A 19,046-nucleotide genomic window follows, 5' to 3' on the forward strand; every position below is an offset into this window, starting at 1 on the left:
CAGCCGGGTACGGATTTCCGGGACGCGGTCGCGGTGGCGATGGTGCTGCGGGAGGTGCTGGACGAGTTGGGGATCACCGGGTACCCCAAGACGTCCGGTGGCCGGGGCGTCCACGTGGCCGTGCGCATCCGGCCGGAGTGGGACTTCGTGGACGTGCGGCATGCCGTGATCGCGTTGGCTCGTGAGGTGGAGCGGCGGGTGCCGGACAAGGCGACCACGTCGTGGTGGAAGGAGGACCGCGGCGAGCGCGTGTTCCTGGACTTCAACCAGGCCGCCCGGGACCGCACCATCGCCTCCGCCTGGTCCGTCCGAGGCACCCCGCGCGCCACCGTGTCGACGCCGGTGACGTGGGAGCGTCTGTCCACCGTGGACCCCGGCGACTTCGACGTGTTCACCGTGCCGAAGTACTTGGCGGACAACGGCGATCCGCACGTGGGCCTGGACGACGAGGCGTTCGGCATCGAGACCCTGCTGGAGTGGTACGAGGCCGACGGCCGAGGCGAGATGCCGTACCCGCCCGACTACCCGAAGATGCCCGGCGAGCCGATGCGCGTGCAGCCGTCGCGCAAGCGCAACTAGAGTTGTGTGAACGCAACTAGAACCGGCGCGGTGGGCTGCTGCGGTTCGGTGCGCGCGGACGGGCGGATCAGTGATGTCGGGATGAACGCCGGGTTCGCCGCCGACGTGGGTGCCTTCCCGTGGGCGCGGTGATATCCGTTCGCCCCGGCTGGCGGAACGATCTAGCGTCCCGGGGTGGGGGCGTTGTGTGCGCACCTCGGGGTGTCCGGTGACGTGGAGCGGTTCGCGGAGGGGGCGTTGCCGGTTTATGCGGTGGGGGATGGACATGTGCTCAAGTTGTTCCCCACCGTCCACATGGACGAGGTTGCGACGGAGCGGGATGTGTTGGCGGCGGTGCAGGGGCGGTTGCCGGTGCCTACGCCGCGGTTGTACGGCGCCGGGGAGTTCGGGGGTGGGGGGTATGTCCTCATGGAACGCCTGCGCGGTGAGAGCCTGAAGGACGTTTGGCCGCGTCTGGGCGAGAACGCACGGCAGGACGTGTCGCGGCAGGTCGGTGAGGCGTTGAGTGCGCTGCACATGATCGTGCCGCCAAAGTTGGAGCCGGAGGACTGGGCCGGGTTCGTGCGTACTCAACGGGACGGCTGCGTTGAACGGCAGCGCACGAGGGGGCTCGGGGCGGAGTGGTTGGAGCAGATCCCGGACTTCCTCGACGGGGTGGACCTGGGTCGCCCCGAGCTGGTGCTGGCGCACACCGAGGTGATGAGTGCTCACCTGCTCATCGACGGCGGACGGCTGACCGGGCTGTTCGACTTCGAACCGGCCATGCACGCCGCACGCGAGTACGAGTTCGTCGCCACCGGCGTCTTCCTCACCCGTGGTGACCGGAAGGACAACCGGGCGTTGCACAACGGCTACGGCCGCACGGTCGATCCGCGCAAGGTGCTCGCCTACACGCTGCTGCACGTCTACTCGAACCTGCCCTGGTACCTCCGTGAGTTGCCGACCGAGGCCAGGACGCTGGACGAACTGGCCGAGCACTGGTTCGGGCACTGACTTTCCGCCAACCGGCTGTTTCTGGCCGGTGTTCAGCCGCGAACCCGCTGGTCCTCTCGTACCATGGACGGCAACGCCGAAGAGGGAGGCAAGTCGATGACGCATGCGTACGTGGTGCGGTTCGTCGGTGGCCCCCTGGACGGCCGGGTCGACTCGCACGCCAAGCCGCCCGAGACCCCGAAGCAGACGCTGACCCACGTCCACCTGCACAGCGGCCCCAAGATCGTGCACCACTACGACCTCGAGTACGCCGTCGAGTACGGCTGCGAGTACCGCCTCCGGGTCGAGGACTAGCTCACCGACGACGGACCGTAGACACGCGGCTACGAGCGGTTTACCGTTTGCGGTGCGTGAGAGCGCTCTCACAGAGTTGTGAGTCCCTGCTGGAGGTCCCTGTGCGTTCAATCCGACCCCACCTGGCGTCCGCCGTGGTCGCCGTGGCCGCCGCTGCCGCGATACCCCTGGCCCTGCCCGGAACGGCCGGTGCCGTGACGGTCGGCGCGGGCAGCTACGCCACCACCCGCCCGGCGGGCGCGGTGGGCCCGTCCAACGCCGACGGCGCGCCCGTCACGCCGAAGGTCACCTCCCGGATGGCCGGCCGCCCGGTCCCGACCAACGACTGGTGGTCGTCACTGGCCTTCCAGCGCTACCCGGGCAACCCCTACTCCGAGAACATGTACGCCCACCCGCTGACCTTCCACGCGGCCGCGCAAGGCCTCGGCGTCGGCTACCCGACCAGCCCGAACGTCACCTCCGACGGCAGGTTCTACGAGTTCATGCACCAGGACGACCTCTTCGTCGGCGTCAGCGGCCTCAACGCGCCGCGCACCGAGGTCGACGGCTGGTCGGACTGGACCGTCACTCCACTGTGGACCGACGGCGCCCGCACCCTGCGCACCACCATCGGCCACGGCTCGCCGTACGTGTACGCGGAGGCGACCGGCGGCGCGGCCAGGGTCGGCTTCAACGGCACCACCACGGTCTGGAGCAACACCGGCACCACTCTCGGCGTCACCGTCAACGGCCGCGACTACGCGCTGTTCGCCCCGAGCGGCAGCGCCTGGTCGGTGAGCACCACCGAGGCCACGGCGTCGGCTGCCTTCTTCTCGGTGGCCGTGCTGCCGAACCGCGACGCGCTGCCCCTGTTCCAGCGCTACGCGTTCTCCTTCGTCACCGGCACGTTGGTCAACTGGACCTACAACTCGGCGAACGCCCAGCTCACGGCCACCTACACGGCCACGACCACGGCCCGCCAGGGCACCCAGACGGGCACTCTGCAAGCCCTCTACCGGCACCAGTGGCTCAACTCCGCCGACACCGTCACCGCCCACCGCTACACCTCGCCGCGTGGCGAGATGCGGTTGCGCGAGGGCGCGTCGTTCACCACCCGCAGCACGTTCAACGGCGTCCTGCCCGCGCTCCCCCTGTCCTCGGCAGCCGACCGGAACCGCCTGCGGGCCGAGATCGACCAGGAGCTGAACGCCACCGACCCGTGGAAGGGCGCGGCCGACACCTACTGGACCGGCAAGGCGTTGTGGCGCCTCGCCGCCCTCGCCCGAGTGGCCAACCAGATCGGGTACACGGCGGGCCGTGACCGACTGCTCGCGCTGGTCCGCGACCGGCTCACCGACTGGCTCACCGCGACGCCCGGCGAGGCCGACAAGCACTTCGCCTACGACGCCACGTGGGGCACGCTGATCGGCTACCGCGCGTCCTACGGCACCGACGCCGAGCTGAACGACCACCACTTCCACTACGGCTACTACGTGCTGGCCGCCGCTGTGCTCGCGCAGCACGACCCGGCGTGGGCGTCCGACTCCCGGTACGGCGGCATGGTGAAACTGCTGGTCAAAGACGCGAACAACTACGACCGCGCGGAGACTCGCTTCCCGTTCCTGCGCAACTTCGACGCCTACGCGGGCCACGGCTGGGCGTCCGGCCACGCCGGTTTCGCGCACGGCAACAACGAGGAGTCGTCGTCCGAGGCGATGATGTTCGCCACCGCCGCGGTGCTGTTCGGCCAGGCCACCGGCGACACCGCGCTGCGTGACGCGGGCATCTACCTGCACACCACGCAGGAGACCACGATCGGCCAGTACTGGTTCGACAAGGACAACGCGGTGTTCCCGTCGTCCTTCGGCCACGACACGCTCGGCATCGTGTGGGGCGCGGGCGGCAGCTACAGCACGTGGTGGACGGCGAACCCGGAGGAGATCCACGGCATCAACATGCTGCCGATCACCGGTGGCTCGCTGTACCACGCCGACTACAAGGCCGACATCATCGCCAACGTCAACGAACTGCGGGCGAACAACGGCGGCACCGAGGTCGAGTGGAAGGACGTCATCACCCAGTTCCTGGCGATCGCCGACCCGGCGCAGGCGCTGGCCAACTACGGCGGCGGCCTGACCCCGGAGGACGGCGATTCGCGGGCGCACGCCTACCACTGGATCACCGCACTCGACACCTACGGCACGCCCGACACCTCCGTCACCGCGAACGTGCCGACCTACGCGGTGCTGAGCAAGAACGGCGCCCGCACGTACGTCGCCTACAACCCCGGCACGGAGGCGACCACGGTGACGTTCTCCGACGGGCAGACCCTGTCCGTGCCGGCGTCGTCCACAGCGTGGCGCGGGCCGGCGGGCAGCGGCACGGACTCGGGCTCCGGCGGCGTGAACCCCACCACCACCACCACCACGGCCCCGCCGGTCACCCGTGACGCCTTCGGCACCATCCAGGCCGAGTCCTACGACCAGCACAACGGCCTGCTCAAGGAGACCACCACCGACACCGACGGCGGCCAGAACATCGCCGCCGCGGCCAACGGCGACTGGGCGCTCTACCGCGGCGTCGACTTCGGCACCCGCACCGGCCGGCAGTTCGTCGCCCGGGTCGCCGGCGGCGCGGCCGGCGGCGTCAGCGGTCTGGTCGAGGTCCGCATCGGCAGCCCGACGGCCACACCGGTCGGCAGCTTCGCCATCGCCAACACCGGCGGCTGGCAGAGCTGGCGCACAGTGCCCGCCAACATCACCGGCCTCACCGGCAAACACGACATCTACATCACCTTCACCAGCAGCCAACCCGCGAACTTCGTCAACCTCAACTGGATCACCTTCGGCTCCTAGCTCCGCCGCGCCACCACGACCTGCCAAACCATGCCGTGAGCAAGAAACCCAACCACCCAGCGAGGTCGCCGACTTCCAGGCGACCACGCCCGCCGTCTGCGGAGCAGCGGCAATCCAACACTGTCGGTGGGGTAGGGCAAGCTGCACCCGACAAATCTTGTGCAAGTCGTGGAGGTACCGATGGCGAAGGCGAAGCAGAGCTCGTTGTCCCCCCAGGACATCGACCACTTGCGCGCGGAACTGGCCGCGGGGCGCCCGCCGGCGGTCTGGTTCACCTCCGCCGCGGTCGGGGTGGAGGCCGGGCGGTCGGCGAAGGTGGTGGCGTTCACCGAACCCGCCGAGGGTGATTTCATCCAGGTGCGGCCGACTGGGGAGAAGGACGAGCTGTCGTTCTCCCCGGCCGAGCTGACGGTGGAGAAACCCGCTCCGCGCAGACGCGCGCCCACGCCCGCGGCGGCGGCCGAACCGGAGGCGCCCGCGCCGGTCGAGCACATCTACACGCCCGCGCCGCCACCGGCGAAGCCGAAGCCCGCGCCCGCTCCTGCGTCCGCGTCCGCTCAGCCGGCCGCCGAGCGCAAGCCGGCCGTGCGCAAGCAGGCGAAGCCGGCGGAGGTGACGGTGACGCTGGTGTCGACCATCGAAGGCGAGTGGACGGTCGACGTGCAGTGGGGGTCGAAGCGCACGTTGAAGGCCGCCCCGGTGGCTGCGTCGGCGGTGTCGCAGGCGGCGAAACTGCTGCCCGCGGAGGTGGACGAGGCGGTGGAGAGCGTGCTCAGCGCGGCGCGGGAACGCCATCTCGCCCGCGTCGAGCAACTGCGCGCGGAGCTGGAAGCGGCCCAACGGGCGTTGGACGAGCTGACCGGCTGAGGGGTCGTGAACACGTATTGCAACGTATTGATGATTGGCGTTCCGCGATCGGGTGAGGGGACTTCCCCTGCCCAGCGGTAGGGCAGACGGTGAGGTCGAAATACCTTCGGACCTACTTCGGTCGCAGGAGGTCCGCTCGATCCAGGGGAGGCCAGGATGGTGGTAGAGAGCACGACGGCGGAGCAGGTCCGGCTCGCCGGCAGTTGTGGTTGCTGCAACGGCTGCACGGGACCCGGCTGCGGGTGTTGTTCCAGCTGCTAGGCCCGTGACCCGTTACGCCGCGCCGTGACGGTCACGCCCGTGAACGCCGAACGCCCGGCCCCGGCCGCCCCAGCGCGCCGGGGCCGTGGTGTGCCGGCCCGGGTGAGCGGTCGGCTCACGGCGGGCAGACGATGCCGCTCGTCGGCACCTTCGCGTTCACCAGGAACTCCTCGGCCGCCGCCGTTGCGCACGCCGACTGGCCGAGAGCGCCGTGCCCGGCGCCCTGCCACCCGATCACGATCCCGGCCGGCAACGCCTGCGCGGCCCGCTCGCTGCCCGCCTGCGGCGTCACCGGGTCGGCGGCCGTGGTCAGCACCAGGATCGGCGGCGCGCCCACCAGCCTGGGCACCTTCGCCGGCTGCGGCACCGGGAACGGACCGCAGGCCAGCAGCTTGCGGGCGAAGTAGGCGCCGAACAACGGGTGCTTGGCCCGCCAGTCCGTGGTGTACCCGGCTACGCGCTCGGGCGGAATCCGGCTCGTGGTGTCGTTGCAGCTGGTGATGATCCCCGCGTCCAGCCACGGCGGGTCGTCCTCCGCGCCGACCAGCAGCGGATCGACGAACGCGCTCAGCTTGGTCTTGTCGCCACCCTCGGCCGCCACCAGCGCGTCGGCCAGTGCCGGCCACCGCGACCGGTCCGCCAGACCCGCCAGCACCGCCACCGTGGCCGTGCCCGGCGTCAGGTCGAAGTCACCACCGCGCAACGGCGTGTTCCGCAACGACTCCAGCAGCGCCTTGAACCGGTCCGTCGCCGCCGCGCCCAGCGGGCAGCCCCGGATCACGCAGTCCTTCTGGAACTCTCGGAACGTCTGCTCCGCCGCGACCGCCCGCGACTCCGCCACGCTCGGCACGTCCAGCGTCGGGTCCGGCGCGCCGTCGAACACCATCCGCCCGATCCGGTCGGGGTACCGGCTCGCGTACACCGACAGCACCTTCGAACCCTCGCCGACGCCGATGCCGTTGAGGTGCGGCACGCCCAGCGCCTCGCGCAGCTGCTCCAGGTCCGCCGCCGCACGCCACGAGTCCACCGCGGGCAGCCGGTTCTCCATGTCGAGCACGCACTCCCGGCTGGCCAGCGTGTAGGCGTCGGCCAACTCCTCGTGCGACTCGTCGCCCGGATCGGCCTCCACGATCTCGACCCGCGCCGAGTCCGGCACGCACTGCACAGCGTCCGACTCGCCGGTGCCCCGCCGGTCCACGCCGATCAGCGTGAACGTGCTCAGCACCTGCGCCGGCAGGCTCGCCGCCAGCCGCGCCGCCTTCACCGTGCCCGGCTCGCCGCCCGCGTCGCCGACGACCACCAGCGGGCTGCCGCCGGTGCCGACGCGCAGCAGCGACATACCCAGGCTGCCCCGTCCGGGCCGGCTCGGCAGGTCCAGCCGCACGCTCAGCCGCGCGCACTCGTACTCCCAGTTGCCGGCCGGCGCCGTGCCGCCCATCCGGGCCTTCGTGTCGTCGGTGCACTCCGACCAGGACATGCCGGTCGACTCGTAGTTCTCCAGCGGCGGCACCTCGCGCGGACCGGACGGGACGGTGGCGACCGACGGTTCATCGCCGTCACCGTGCACGGCGATCACCGGACGGGTCGACGGACCCGCGCTGCACGCGGCCAGCGCGCTCAGTGCCACCAGGATCAAGGTGGCGTGACGCCGACGCGGCACAGCGGTCCCTCGCTCTCTCCACACAGCGTTCGGTTACCCAAAGGGGCTGGTTGCCCGATGGGTTGGTACGGAGCCTCACACAGTCCAGGTGAGACTTCGGTGAGCGGGCTGGGAGGATGGCCGGGTGGTCATGGCACACACCGAAGGCATCCCCGAACGCCGGTACGACCGATCGAGGCCGTTCACGCTCGCCGCCAGGGCGTTCGGCGCGATCCCGCCGCCCGCGCTGGTGCTGCTGGGCGTGATCAGCGTGCAGGTCGGCGCGGCGGTGGCCAAGCAGCTGTTCACCCTGACGGGTGCCGCGGGCACGGTCACGTTGCGGCTCGTGCTGGCCGCGGTCGTGCTGGTGGTGGTGTGGCGGCCGTCGCTGCGGCTGGACAGGCGCACGTACCTGGTCATCGCCGGGTACGGGCTGGTGCTGGGCGCGATGAACCTGAGCTTCTACCAGGCGATCAAGCACATCCCGCTGGGCGCGGCGGTCACCATCGAGTTCCTCGGGCCGCTGGCGGTAGCCGTGTTCGGGTCGCGGCGCTGGCTGGACGGGCTGTGGGCGCTGCTCGCGGCGGCCGGCGTGCTGCTGCTGACCAGGGCCGACGGCGGGCTGGCGCTGCCGGGCGTGCTGTTCGCGCTGGGCGCGGGCGCGTGCTGGGCCGGGTACATCCTGCTGACCGCGGCGCTGGGCAGCCGCACGTCGGACGGCAAGGGGCTGGCGTTGGCGATGGTGTTCGGCGCGGCGCTGGCGCTGCCGTTCGGCGTGGCGGAGGCCGGGACCATGCTGCTCGACCCGGTGGTGCTGATCGCGGGCGCGGCGGTCGCGCTGCTGTCGTCGGTGATCCCGTACTCGCTGGAGCTGGAGGCGCTGCGCCGCATGCCGCCGCGCGTGTTCGGCATCCTGATGAGCCTGGAGCCGGCGGTCGCGGCGCTGGCCGGGTTGGTCGTGCTGCACGAGTCGCTGCACCCGGCGCAGTGGGCCGCGGTGTTCTGCGTGGTGCTGGCGTCGGTCGGCGCGACCCGGACCGCGAGACCGGAGGCGTGAGCGGCCCTAGGCCGGCGCCTCCGGGGGCTTCGGCGGGGGTTCCTCGGTGGGCTTGATCGGGAGTTCCGCGGACTTCGGCGGGGGTTCCTCGACGCTCAGCCGCCCGTCGACCAGTTCCCCGCCGCGCTGCTCGAAGATCGTCGCGTAGGCCGTCGAGTACTTGCGGTAGACGGCCAGCACGTCACCGTCGCCCGTCCCGACCACCTCGGCCCGGAACTCGTCCCGTAATCGGCGCATGGTGTTCACGGCCGCGCGCCGGCTCTGGCTGTGCAGGTAGGGCTTGAACGTCACGTTCAAGCCGCCCACCACCGCCGCCGTGAGCAGCAGCACCTTGCCCAGCACCGTCTCGGACGAGGTGAAACCCACCGCCAGCACGGCGGGCACGAAGATCAGCACCACGGTGTAGAGCAGCCCGGTCGTCCGGTGCACGACCCGCCACAGCGACAGCCGCTTGCAGTCCAGCCGCATGCGGTCGTCGAGTTCCTGGATGAGCGCCTCAACATCAGCCACAGCCGGTCACGGTACTCACCCGCGGCGTCACGCGGGGCGAACTTCGCCTCGTAGCACCGATTCCACGTCGTAGCGCGCGGGCTGCTCCAGCTGGTCGTAGCGGCACGAGGAGGGCTCGCGGTCCGGCCGCCAGCGGCGGAACTGGCCGTTGTGGCGCAGGCGGACCGGTGCCGCGCCCTCCGTCTGGCTGTACGAGATCTCCAGCACCCGCTCCGGTCGCAACGGCACCCAATCGGCGTGCTTGCCGCGCCACCGGTTGATCTCGCCGGGCAGGCGGCGGCCGTCCGGCTCCACCAGCCACGGGTGGTCCTCGGAGGTGATCAGGCCCTGGAACTCCTCCGCCAGCGCACGCCGTTCGTCCGCCTTGAACGAGCCGACCACGCCCACGTGGTGCAGGACGCCGGCGTCGTCGTGCAGGCCCAGCAGCAGCGAGCCGACCGCCGTGCCCGGCTCGGTGTCCTTGTGCCAGCGCAGCCCGGCCACCACGCAGTCGGCCGTGCGGGCGTGCTTCACCTTGATCATGGTGCGCTTGCCGGGCGTGTACTCGCCGGTCGCGGGCTTGCCGATGACCCCGTCCAGGCCCGCGCCCTCGAACAGCTCGAACCACTGCAGCGCCAGCTCGGCGTCGGTGGTCGCGGGCGTGAGGTAGAGGCCGTCGCCGGGCGTGATCAGGCTCTCCAACGTCGAACGGCGCTTCGTGCCCGGCTGCTCCAGCAGCACGTCGTCGCCCACGGCCAGCACGTCGAAGGCCACGAAACTCGCCGGCGTCGACTCCGACAGCAGCAGCACGCGGCTGGCCGCCGGGTGGATGCGCTCGGACAGGGCGTCGAAGTCCAGCTTGTCGTTCTTCGCCACCACGAGTTCGCCGTCGATCACGATCCGCGGCGGCAGGGTGCGCCGCAGCGCGGCCTCCACCTCCGGGAAGTACCGGTTGAGCGGCTTGCCGCTGCGGGACTGGAGGAACACCTCGTCGCCGTCGCGGAACACCAGGCAGCGGTAGCCGTCCCACTTCGGCTCGAACACCAGGTCCACGCCGGTCGGAATCCGGTCCACCGCGTTGGCCAGCATCGGCTGCACGGGAGGGGTCAACGGGAGCGCCACCCGGCCATCCTGCCTGGCGAGCCGGCCTCGCGCACGCGTTCGGCTCAGGTGCCCGACTTGCGGTAGCGCAGCAGCAGGGCGCTTTCGTAGTGCAGGACGGATTCCAGTTCCATCGACCGCGGCGCGGGCGGCAGCGGCCCGTTCGCGATCCGCCCCGAGTCGCCGCCCGCGAGCAGCGGGGCGAACGTCACGCACAACACGTCCACCAGGTCCGCCTCGATCAGCGCGCCGAACACCTTCGGCCCGCCCTCGCAGTCGACCCGGCGCAGCCCGCGGTCGTCGAGCGCCTCCAGTGCCACGGCCATGTCCACCAACTCGTCGCCCGCGACGACCACGTCCGCGCCGGCGTCGGCAAGCGCGTCCCGCCGCTCGACCGGCGCGGCGTCCGTGGTGAGGATGATCGGCGGCACGGACGTGCTGGTCAGCAGCGTGGACGTGGGCTCGATCGAGCACCGCGCGGTGACCACGGCGATCGGCGGCACGGGCGCCAGTCCCAGCCGGGCCCGCCGCGACGCGCGCACCTCGCCCGCCTTGACCCCGTGGTAGCCCTCGACCAGGGCCGTGCGCGCGCCGACGAGCACCACGTCGCACAGGTCGCGGCCGAGCATGAACACCTTGCGGTCGGCCTCGTTGCCCAGCCCCCCGGACCGGCCGGCCACCGACACCGCACCGTCCACGCTGGACACGAAGTTCACCTGCACCCAGGGCCGGTCCAGCCCGTCGGGGTAGTCGTAGAGCCGTTCCAGCTCGTCGTCGGTGATCTCGGCATCACGTGGTGGCCACAACATCCGCACCACCACATCCCAGCACGCCGTTACCATCCGAGCATGTCCGCCCCGCCGCGCCTGTCCGATCGGATTCCGCACGTAGACGCGGACGAACTGGTGGACGCGATGGTCCCGCCGCCCCGTTTCGACCGCGTCCGCTTCGACACCTACGTGCCCAACCCCGACGAGCCGAGCCAGTCCGCGGCGGTCCGGGCGTGCCGCGAGTTCGCCGAACGCGTGTCCGAGGGCGGCAGCCGGGGCTGGCTGGGCGGGCTGTTCAAGCGGTCGAACCAGGACGACGACGCCAAGCCCGGCCTGTACCTGGACGGCGGGTTCGGCGTGGGCAAGACCCACCTGCTGGCCTCGATCTGGCACGCCGTGCCCGGCCCGAAGTCGTACGGCACGTTCGTGGAGCTGACCAACCTGGTCGGCGCGCTGGGCTTCCCCGAGACGGTGCGCCGGCTGTCGGCGCACAAGCTGCTCGCGATCGACGAGTTCGAGCTGGACGACCCGGGCGACACGATGCTGGTCACCCGCCTGATCAAGGAGTTGACCGCGGCGGGCGTGTCGGTCGCGGCGACGTCGAACACGCTGCCCGACAAGCTCGGCGAGGGCCGGTTCGCCGCGGCGGACTTCCTGCGCGAGATCCAGTCCATGTCGGCGAAGTTCACCGTGGTCCGGGTGGACGGACCCGACTACCGCCACCGCGGCCTGCCCGACGCGCCGCCGCCGATGGCCGACGAGGAGTTGGTGGCCAAGTCGGAGAGCACGCCGGGCAGCACGCTGGACGATTTCGCCGACCTGTGCGCCGCCCTGGCCAAGATCCACCCGTCCAGCTACGGCCGGCTGGTGGACGGGGTGACCGCGGTGCACCTGCGCCACGTCCGGCCCGCGCCCGATCAGGCGGTGGCGCTGCGGCTGGTGGCCTTCGGCGATCGCCTCTACGACCGGGACATCCCGGTGGCGGTGTCCGGTGAGGCGCTGTCCGAGCTGTTCACGGCGGAGATGCTGCGCGGCGGCTACCGCAAGAAGTACCTGCGGGCGGTGTCCCGGCTCGTCGCGCTGTCCCGTTGAGCCATTCGCCGGGTTTCCCCGGTGAAACCCCCGCTCAGCGGTGGTTTTGCGGGTTGGGCGCAGGGTATCCCACGCCCGTGATGAGCGAAGCGGAACGCCGCACCCTGAGTGAGATCGAGAGCAGACTCGCGGACGAGGAGCCGGGCCTGGCCTCGGCGCTCGTCGCCGGGAAAACCCGGCACCCGGTGCTCAGCTACGCCCTCGTGGCGATCTTCACCGTCCTGGGCGTGCTGTTGCTGTTCCTTGGAGCGTTCGGTCCCGCGCTGGCCTCGTTGGGGTTCGGCGCGGTTCTCGTCCTGACACGCGGCTATACCTGGCGTTGAGCGTGCCCGGTCCGCCGGGCACCGGGTCGCGGCGAGCTCATCCGCCTGCGCCCGGTGACCAGGGACCCGCGTCACACTTCGCCGATACCGCCAAATCAGGTGGCCATGAGGCGTGGCCATGGCCCACCATGCGCGGGTGGGATACCTGGACGCCAACGGCCTCGCCTTCCGACTGCCGGACGGCCGTGAGCTGTTCCGCGACGTGTCGTTCAAAGTCGGCACGAACAGCGTGGTGGCGTTGGTCGGCGCGAACGGCGTCGGCAAGACGACTTTGCTGCGCATCCTGTCGAACGAGCTGGTGCCCACCGCGGGCAGCGTCCGCGTGACGGGCGGCTTGGGCGTGATGCCGCAGTTCGTCGGCTCCGTCCGGGACGAGAGCACCGTCCGGGACCTGCTGCTGGCCGCGTCACCCGCGCCGCTGCGCGTGGCCGCCGCCGAACTGGACGCCGTCGAACTCCAGCTCATGGAGACCGACGACGAGCCGACCCAGATGCGCTACGCCGACGCGATCACCGCGTGGGGCGAGGTCGGCGGCTACGACGCCGAGGTGCTGTGGGACACGGTGACCGTCGCCGCGCTGGGCGTGCCGTTCGACCGGGCCCGGTTCCGCGAGGTCCGCACCCTCTCCGGTGGCGAGCAGAAACGCCTGGTCCTCGAAGCGCTGCTGCGCGGGCCGGAACAGGTGCTGCTGCTCGACGAGCCGGACAACTACCTGGACGTGCCGGGCAAGCGGTGGCTGGAGGAACGGCTCGGCGAGACCGGCAAGGCCGTGCTGCTGGTGAGCCACGACCGGGAACTGCTCGACATCGCCGCCACCCACGTGGTCACGGTGGAGGCGCACTCGGCGTGGACGCACCCCGGCTCGTTCGGCACCTGGCACGCCGCCCGCGCGTCCCGCATCGAACGCCTCGCCGAACTGCACCGCCGCTGGAACGAGGAGCACGACCACCTCAAGGAACTCGTCCGCACCCTCCAGATCCAGGCCCGGATCAGCGAGGTGATGGCGGCCAAGTACCGGGTCATGCGGGCCAAGCTGGAGCGGTTCGAGGAGGCCGGCCCGCCGCCGGAGCTGCCGACGGACGAGAAGGTGACGCCCCGGCTGCGCGGCGGCCGCACCGGCGTGCGCGCGATCACCGTCGAGAACCTCGAACTGACCGGCCTGATGAAGCCGTTCGACACGGAGATCTTCTTCGAGGACCGGGTGGCCGTGCTCGGCTCGAACGGCTCGGGCAAGAGCCACTTCCTGCGGCTGCTCGGCGGCGGCGACGTCGCGCACACCGGTGTGTGCCGTCTCGGCGCGCGGGTGGTGCCGGGCCTGTTCGCGCAGACCCACCAGCACCCGGAGTGGATCGGCCGCACGCTGGTCGACATCCTCTGGCACGGCTCGGACGGCCGCGCGGGACGCGACCGCGGCGCGGCGATGGCCGTGCTGAGCCGTTACGGCCTGGGCAAGCAGGGCGACCAGCGGTTCGAGACGCTGTCCGGTGGGCAGCAGGCGCGGTTCCAGGTGCTGCTGCTGGAGCTGTCCGGCGCGACCCTCCTGCTGCTGGACGAGCCGACCGACAACCTCGACCTGAACTCGGCCGAGGCGTTGCAGGACGCGCTGGAGGGCTTCACCGGCACGGTCGTCGCGGTCACGCACGACCGCTGGTTCGCCCGCGGCTTCGACCGGTTCCTGCTGTTCCGGTCGGACGGCGAGGTCGTCGAGGTGGACGAGCCGGTGTGGGACGAGACACGGGTGAAGCGGGCGCGATAGCGAGCCCTAGGCTTCAAACGTGAACGCTGTGCAGCTTCCTGCCCGGCACGGTGCGACCGCTCGTGCGGCGGCCGTCGCGGCGCTGGTGGCCAACGTGCTGATCGTGTTGACCGGCGCGTTGGTGCGGTTGACCGGCTCGGGGCTGGGCTGTCCGACCTGGCCGAGTTGCACCGGGGATTCGTTCGTGACCACGCCGGAGATGGGCGTGCACGGGGTCGTCGAGTTCGGCAACCGGGTGCTCGGGATCGTGGTCGGCCTGATCACCCTGGCGCTCGTGGTCGCGGTCGTCCGGCACCGCGCCCGCCCGCCGAAGGCGCTGCCGCTGGCTGTCGGCGTGCTCGTCGGCGTCGGGGTCCAGGGTCTGATCGGCGGGCTCAGCGTGCGTCGGGCACTCGCGCCCGAGATCGTCGCCTCGCACTTCCTGGTGAGCATGGTGCTTGTCGCCGCCCTCACCGTGCTGGTCGACCTGCTCGCCCGGCCCGACGCCGTGCTGCGGACCCCGGCGCTGGACCTCCGGGTCCGGTGGGGAGTGGCGGTGCTGCCCGTGGTGCTGACCGCCGTGCTGGTCCTGGGCTCCCTGGTGACCGGCAGCGGTCCGCACGCGGGTGACGAGAACGCGCGCCGGTTCGGCTTCGACGCCGGCGAACTGACTGCGCTGCACGGCACCGCCGTGGTGATGCTGGTCGGGCTGGTGTCCGGGTTGGCGGCGCGGTTGCGCAACCGCGCCGTGTTCGCGTTGCTGGCCGTCATCGTCGCCCAAGGGGTGATCGGCGGGTTCCAGGACGCGTTGGCGCTGCCGGTGCCGCTGGTGGCGGCGCACGTCGTCACCGCCGCGCTGGTGGTCGCGGCCACCGCCCACCTGGTCGTGCGGACGTTCCGGGCTTAGCGCTCAGGCCGTCCGGATCGCGGCGTCCTCGGACTCCGTCGGCTCGGCGCCGTACTCGGTCAGGTGACCGGCTTCGAATTCCCGCTCCAGGACCCACAGCCCGTCCTCGCGCCGCCATGACGTCAACGAGCCGTTGGGCACCACCGAGTTGCGCGCGAACGCCGTGATGTCCCGCTCCGGCACGCCCTCCAGCAGGTAGCGCAGCAGGTACGCGGTGATCTCGTGCCCGAACAGCAGCACCCGCGGCCCGTCGAGGTCCCGCAGCAGCGACCGCAGCCGCAACGCCACGTCCGCCCACGACTCGCCGCCCGGCGGCCGGTAGTAGAACTTGCCCAGCCGCCGCTCGCGCACCGACTCGTCCGGGTACCGCTTCGCCACGCCGTGGCTGGTCAGCTGGTCCAGCACGCCCAGTTCCCGGTCGCGCAGCCGTTCGTCCACCAGGGTCCGGGGATGGCCGCGCAGGGCGAGTCGCGCGGTGTCGATCGTGCGCCGGTACGTGGAGGACACCACCAGGTCCGGCCACTGCTCGCGGGGCATCGCGGCGAACCACCGCCCCAGCGCACGGCCCTGCCGCTCACCCTCGGGGGACAGCGGCACGTCCGCGTCGCGCTCCGGGATGTCGATGGCATCGAGGCCGACCGACTCCGCGGCCTCCCACGCCACGTTGCCGCTGCTCTCGCCGTGCCTGATCAATCCGATCCAGTCCACCCCAAGAGAGTCCACCCCAAAAGAGTCCACCCCAAAAGAGTCCACCTCAGCCAACTTAGCCGCCCGGCACCGCGCGGGCACTCCCTGGTGTTCACCCGGGCGCGGTAGAACTGCGTCCCGTGGACGACGTGGACGCGTACTGCGAACGCTTGGCGCCGGGTCTCTGGGCCGAACCGCTCAACGCCGTGAGCAACGCGGCCTTCCTGATCGCCGCGGCGCTGCTGTGGTGGCGCTACCGGCCGCAACCGAAGAGCCTCAGGGCGCTGCCGGTGCTGCTCGCCCTGGTCGGGTTGGGCAGCCTGAGCTTCCACACCCTGGCCGACACGCTCACCAGCACGTTCGATGTCGGCTTCATCGCGGTCTACGTGATCTGGTGCCTGATCGTGTTCACGCACTACTACCTCGACGTCCGGTGGGCGCTCGCCTGGCTGGCCGCGCCGGCGTTCGTCGTCTTGACCGTCGCCACCGCACCCCTCGGCGGCCTCGTCCCCGGCGGTTCGGGCATCTACCTGGCGCCGTTCCTGGCACTGCTGGTCATCGCGGCCCTTGCCTGGGCGCGTGGCCTGCCGTGGCACGACCTGGCGCGGGCGGCCGGTGTGTTCGTGGTGTCGGTGACCCTGCGGACGCTCGACCAGCCCCTGTGCGGGGTGTGGCCGAGCGGCACGCACTACTTCTGGCACCTGCTGAACGCGGTCGTGCTGTTCCTGGTGGCCAGGGAGCTCATTCGATCTCGGCCGGCAGCCGTCCGGACCTGACCGCCGCCGCCAGCGCCTCGTGGTCGGCGGACGTCTGGTCGGCGTAGTCCAGCGCGTACCGGGCGATCGCCTCGTCCAGCTCGTCGCCGTCCTCGCAGTACCCGGCCAGCAGCCGGGGGTCCACCGACCGGCTGTGCGCGCGGGCCAGCAGCGCGCCCGCGAGTCGGCCGTAGTCGTCCAGGTCGTCCCGCTTCAACGTGGTCGCGTCGATCTCGCCCTTGCGGTTGCGGAACTGGCGGACGATGTACGGGCGTCCGTCGATGGTGGTCCAGCCGAGCAGGATGTCCGTCTCCGCCTGCACGAGCCGCGCGCCGTGCACGATCCGCTTGCCCTCGTGCTTCACCGCCGGAGCACCCAGGAACGGCGCCAGCGCGGAAGGCCTGGCCTCCTTGGCCTGGAGCACCAGCGCCTCCTCACCGTTGCCGTGCAACAGGATCAGGAAGTTGCGGCAGCCGACGCTGCCGGTGCCGACCACGCGGAACGCCACGTCGGACACGCCGTAGCGCATGATCAGGTTGTACCGGGACTCACGCAGAGTGTCCACATAGGACGGCAAGGCGTCGACGACGGACTGTGCGGCCTCCGGGGAGATCCGGGTCAGCACCGGCGGGTCGGCGACGAACCGGATGTGCTCGCCCTCGCGCCGGGTCCACTTCGCCGCCACCCGGGCGCTGGTGTTCTTGCGCGCCTTGGACGCGGCCTTGCTGAAGTTGTCCAGCAGGTCGTCGGCCCTGGTCTTGGTCAGCACCGACTCGTCGAACAACGCGCTCCACGAGTCCAGGAACGGGATCTGGGCCAGGTGGCGTACCGCGTCACGGTAGGCGTGCACCGCGTCGGACGCCGCGTCGCGGCAGCCCTTCTCCGATACGCCGCCCTCCCGGCCGGCCAGCACCAGCGACGTCGCCAGCCGCTTCAGGTCCCACTCCCACGGGCCGGGCAGCGTCTCGTCGAAATCGTTGATGTCCATCACGATCTGGCCCTCGGGCGTGCCGTAGAGGCCGAAGTTCGCCGCGTGCGCGTCGCCGCACAACTGCGCGTCCTGCCCGCTGCGCGCGCCGACGGCGAGGTCGCCCGCCATCAGCCCGGCGCTGCCCCGGAAGAACGCGAACGGCGAGGCGAGCATCCGGCCGGTCCGCAGCGGCACCAGTTCGGGCAGCCGGCCGGCGTTCGACGTGCCCATGAACTCGACCACGGTCGGCCGGTCCGGCGCGAGCGGCATCTTGCGGTGCGCCTCGTGGCTCACCGCCGCACGCAACTCGCGGCCGCGCGCCAGGACCTCTTCCGGTTCGACCCAGTGGCCCAGCGCGACGGCCGCTTCAGCCCGCTTCCGTTCACCCATGTGGGTAAGGATGCCTGGCGGGACGACCAGATACGCCTACCTCGACACGTCTGTGACCTGGGTTAACGCTGCGTGCTCAACACCTCGCCGATAGCGTCGATCCCCCGGTCCAACTCCTCACGCGTGATCACGAGCGGAGGAGCGACACGCAGGGTGGTGTCCTGGGTCTCCTTGCACAGCACGCCGAGCCCGGCCAGCGCCTCCGACACCGCACGGCCACGCGGCCCACCGGGCGCGATCTCCACACCGGCCCACAGCCCGCGCCCGCGCACCCCGGACAGGCCGTGACCGACCAGCTCGCCGAGCCGCGCGTGCAGGTGGGCGCCCAACTCGCGGGACCGCTCCTGGAACTCGCCGGTCGCCAGCAGCCGCACCACCGCCCGGCCGACCGCGCAGGCCAGCGGGTTGCCGCCGAACGTCGAGCCGTGCTCACCGGGCCGCAGCACGCCCAGCACCGCGCGGCTGCCGACCACCGCGGACACCGGCACGATGCCGCCGCCCAGCGCCTTGCCCAGCGTGTACAGGTCGGCCCGCACGCCGTCGTGGTCCAGCGCCAGCACGTCCCCGGTGCGGCCCAGCCCGGACTGGATCTCGTCCGCGATCAGCAGCACGTTGTGCTCGTCACACAGCGCCCGCGCGCCCGCCAGGTACCCCGCCGGCGGCACGACCACGCCCGCCTCGCCCTGGATCGGCTCCAGCAGCACGGCCGCCGTCCGCTCCGTGATCGCGTCCCGCAGCGCGTCCAGCGACCCGTACTCGACGACCTTGAAGCCCGGCGTGAACGGCCCGAAGTCGTTGCGCGCGACGTCGTCGGTGGAGAAGGAGACGATGGTGGTCGTCCGGCCGTGGAAGTTCGACCCGGCGACCACGATCTCGGCGGTGCCGTTCGGCACGCCCTTCACCCGGTACGCCCACTTGCGGGCGACCTTGATCGCCGACTCCACGGCCTCCGCGCCGGAGTTCATCGCGAGCACCATCTCGGTGCCGGTCAGCTCGGCCAGCTCGCGGCAGAACGGGCCGAACTGGTCGTGGTGGAACGCGCGGCTGGTCAGCGTGACCCGGCCCAGTTGCTCGACCGCGGCGGCCACCAGGTCCGGGTGGCGGTGCCCGAAGTTCAGCGACGAGTAGCCGGACAGGAAGTCCAGGTACCGGCGCCCCTCGACGTCGGTGACCCACGCGCCCTCGCCGTGGGAGATCACCACCGGCAGCGGGTGGTAGTTGTGCGTGCTCCATTCCTCGTCGAGCGCGATGAACTGCTGGGAGGTGGGAGCGACGGTGGCGGTCATGTCACCAGGCTAAAGGG

The 19,046-nt window shown here is 71.4% G+C and carries 19 protein-coding genes; 12 read left to right on the forward strand and 7 right to left on the reverse strand.

Features of this window, described 5'->3' with window-relative positions:
• From ligD to ALI22I_RS09055, 6 genes are all read left to right on the forward strand, one after another.
• Positions 1 to 579, forward strand: a 579-nt coding sequence (ligD, locus tag ALI22I_RS09035; protein ID WP_338013479.1) for a non-homologous end-joining DNA ligase LigD, incomplete at its 5' end; no start/stop codon positions are given.
• A gap of 6 nt (positions 580 to 585) precedes the next feature.
• Complete coding sequence (locus ALI22I_RS54585; protein WP_274522732.1) at positions 586 to 711, forward strand: hypothetical protein; 126 nt, start codon at positions 586 to 588, stop codon at positions 709 to 711.
• A 42-nt stretch (positions 712 to 753) separates the two neighbouring features.
• Complete coding sequence (locus tag ALI22I_RS09040) at positions 754 to 1,572, forward strand: aminoglycoside phosphotransferase family protein (protein WP_077005017.1); 819 nt, start codon at positions 754 to 756, stop codon at positions 1,570 to 1,572.
• Positions 1,573 to 1,668: 96 nt separating this feature from the next.
• Positions 1,669 to 1,866, forward strand: coding sequence for a hypothetical protein (locus ALI22I_RS09045; protein ID WP_077005120.1), 198 nt, complete (start codon positions 1,669 to 1,671; stop codon positions 1,864 to 1,866).
• A gap of 101 nt (positions 1,867 to 1,967) precedes the next feature.
• Positions 1,968 to 4,700, forward strand: a complete 2,733-nt coding sequence (locus ALI22I_RS53385) for a glycosyl hydrolase (protein ID WP_077005018.1) — start codon at positions 1,968 to 1,970, stop codon at positions 4,698 to 4,700.
• 180 nt (positions 4,701 to 4,880) lie between these two features.
• On the forward strand, positions 4,881 to 5,567 hold the full coding sequence (locus ALI22I_RS09055; RefSeq protein ID WP_077005019.1) for a DUF6319 family protein: 687 nt from the start codon (positions 4,881 to 4,883) through the stop codon (positions 5,565 to 5,567).
• Positions 5,568 to 5,943: 376 nt separating this feature from the next.
• Here the strand turns inward: ALI22I_RS09055 and ALI22I_RS09060 are convergent, their stop codons facing one another.
• On the reverse strand, positions 5,944 to 7,455 hold the full coding sequence (locus ALI22I_RS09060; RefSeq protein WP_238598234.1) for an alpha/beta hydrolase: 1,512 nt from the start codon (positions 7,453 to 7,455) through the stop codon (positions 5,944 to 5,946).
• A gap of 163 nt (positions 7,456 to 7,618) precedes the next feature.
• Here ALI22I_RS09060 and ALI22I_RS09065 point away from each other — a divergent pair, with 163 nt between their 5' ends.
• Positions 7,619 to 8,524, forward strand: a complete 906-nt coding sequence (locus ALI22I_RS09065; protein WP_077005121.1) for an EamA family transporter — start codon at positions 7,619 to 7,621, stop codon at positions 8,522 to 8,524.
• 6 nt (positions 8,525 to 8,530) lie between these two features.
• Here ALI22I_RS09065 and ALI22I_RS09070 read toward each other — a convergent pair whose 3' ends face one another.
• The 3 genes from ALI22I_RS09070 to ALI22I_RS09080 are packed head-to-tail and all read right to left on the reverse strand — an operon-like array spanning position 8,531 to position 10,923.
• Entirely contained in the window at positions 8,531 to 9,034 is a 504-nt protein-coding gene (locus tag ALI22I_RS09070) for a hypothetical protein (RefSeq protein WP_077005021.1), read from the reverse strand.
• 27 nt (positions 9,035 to 9,061) lie between these two features.
• Positions 9,062 to 10,135 carry an ATP-dependent DNA ligase gene (locus ALI22I_RS09075; RefSeq protein ID WP_077005022.1) on the reverse strand — a complete coding sequence of 358 codons (1,074 nt, stop codon included), beginning with the start codon at positions 10,133 to 10,135 and terminating at the stop codon, positions 9,062 to 9,064.
• Between the two features lie 44 nt (positions 10,136 to 10,179).
• Positions 10,180 to 10,923, reverse strand: a complete 744-nt coding sequence (locus ALI22I_RS09080) for a pyrimidine reductase family protein (RefSeq protein ID WP_077005122.1) — start codon at positions 10,921 to 10,923, stop codon at positions 10,180 to 10,182.
• A 39-nt stretch (positions 10,924 to 10,962) separates the two neighbouring features.
• Between ALI22I_RS09080 and zapE the strand changes: the two genes are divergently transcribed.
• The 4 genes from zapE to ALI22I_RS09100 all read left to right on the forward strand — a co-directional run bounded on the left by zapE (position 10,963) and on the right by ALI22I_RS09100 (position 14,941).
• Complete coding sequence (zapE, locus tag ALI22I_RS09085; protein WP_077005023.1) at positions 10,963 to 11,976, forward strand: cell division protein ZapE; 1,014 nt, start codon at positions 10,963 to 10,965, stop codon at positions 11,974 to 11,976.
• A gap of 80 nt (positions 11,977 to 12,056) precedes the next feature.
• On the forward strand, positions 12,057 to 12,299 hold the full coding sequence (locus ALI22I_RS09090; protein ID WP_077005024.1) for a DUF3040 domain-containing protein: 243 nt from the start codon (positions 12,057 to 12,059) through the stop codon (positions 12,297 to 12,299).
• 118 nt (positions 12,300 to 12,417) lie between these two features.
• The gene (locus ALI22I_RS09095; RefSeq protein WP_238598235.1) at positions 12,418 to 14,055 is read left to right on the forward strand and encodes an ABC-F family ATP-binding cassette domain-containing protein; all 1,638 of its coding nucleotides are present in this window, start codon (positions 12,418 to 12,420) and stop codon (positions 14,053 to 14,055) included.
• A gap of 19 nt (positions 14,056 to 14,074) precedes the next feature.
• Positions 14,075 to 14,941: a COX15/CtaA family protein gene (locus tag ALI22I_RS09100; protein ID WP_083751579.1), complete on the forward strand. Its 867-nt coding sequence runs from the start codon at positions 14,075 to 14,077 to the stop codon at positions 14,939 to 14,941.
• Between the two features lie 3 nt (positions 14,942 to 14,944).
• On the opposite strand, the gene ALI22I_RS09105 is transcribed toward ALI22I_RS09100, so the two are convergent.
• Positions 14,945 to 15,649: a histidine phosphatase family protein gene (locus tag ALI22I_RS09105; protein ID WP_238598236.1), complete on the reverse strand. Its 705-nt coding sequence runs from the start codon at positions 15,647 to 15,649 to the stop codon at positions 14,945 to 14,947.
• A 119-nt stretch (positions 15,650 to 15,768) separates the two neighbouring features.
• On the opposite strand from ALI22I_RS09105, the gene ALI22I_RS09110 reads away from it, so the two are divergent.
• The gene (locus tag ALI22I_RS09110; RefSeq protein ID WP_077005028.1) at positions 15,769 to 16,404 is read left to right on the forward strand and encodes a hypothetical protein; all 636 of its coding nucleotides are present in this window, start codon (positions 15,769 to 15,771) and stop codon (positions 16,402 to 16,404) included.
• Here the strand turns inward: ALI22I_RS09110 and ALI22I_RS09115 are convergent.
• The gene (locus ALI22I_RS09115; protein WP_077005029.1) at positions 16,370 to 17,743 is read right to left on the reverse strand and encodes a DUF2252 domain-containing protein; all 1,374 of its coding nucleotides are present in this window, start codon (positions 17,741 to 17,743) and stop codon (positions 16,370 to 16,372) included. The genes ALI22I_RS09110 and ALI22I_RS09115 overlap by 35 nt on opposite strands.
• Before the next feature lie 62 nt (positions 17,744 to 17,805).
• On the reverse strand, positions 17,806 to 19,029 hold the full coding sequence (gene rocD / locus ALI22I_RS09120; protein WP_077005030.1) for an ornithine--oxo-acid transaminase: 1,224 nt from the start codon (positions 19,027 to 19,029) through the stop codon (positions 17,806 to 17,808).
• Positions 19,030 to 19,046 lie beyond the last annotated feature (17 nt).

The organism is Saccharothrix sp. ALI-22-I, assembly GCF_001984175.1.
Taxonomy (GTDB): Bacteria; Actinomycetota; Actinomycetes; order Mycobacteriales; family Pseudonocardiaceae; genus Actinosynnema.

Bases quoted from the DNA above. Each gene is read 5' to 3' on its own strand.
- ALI22I_RS09045 (WP_077005120.1), top strand. From the start codon at position 1,669: ATGACGCATGCGTACGTGGTGCGGTTCGTCGGTGGCCCCCTGGACGGC.
- ALI22I_RS09055 (WP_077005019.1), top strand. From the start codon at position 4,881: ATGGCGAAGGCGAAGCAGAGCTCGTTGTCCCCCCAGGACATCGACCAC.
- ALI22I_RS09065 (WP_077005121.1), top strand. From the start codon at position 7,619: ATGGCACACACCGAAGGCATCCCCGAACGCCGGTACGACCGATCGAGG.
- ALI22I_RS09080 (WP_077005122.1), bottom strand. From the start codon at position 10,923: ATGTTGTGGCCACCACGTGATGCCGAGATCACCGACGACGAGCTGGAA.
- zapE (WP_077005023.1), top strand. From the start codon at position 10,963: ATGTCCGCCCCGCCGCGCCTGTCCGATCGGATTCCGCACGTAGACGCG.
- ALI22I_RS09090 (WP_077005024.1), top strand. From the start codon at position 12,057: ATGAGCGAAGCGGAACGCCGCACCCTGAGTGAGATCGAGAGCAGACTC.
- ALI22I_RS09095 (WP_238598235.1), top strand. From the start codon at position 12,418: ATGGCCCACCATGCGCGGGTGGGATACCTGGACGCCAACGGCCTCGCC.
- ALI22I_RS09115 (WP_077005029.1), bottom strand. From the start codon at position 17,743: ATGGGTGAACGGAAGCGGGCTGAAGCGGCCGTCGCGCTGGGCCACTGG.
- rocD (WP_077005030.1), bottom strand. From the start codon at position 19,029: ATGACCGCCACCGTCGCTCCCACCTCCCAGCAGTTCATCGCGCTCGAC.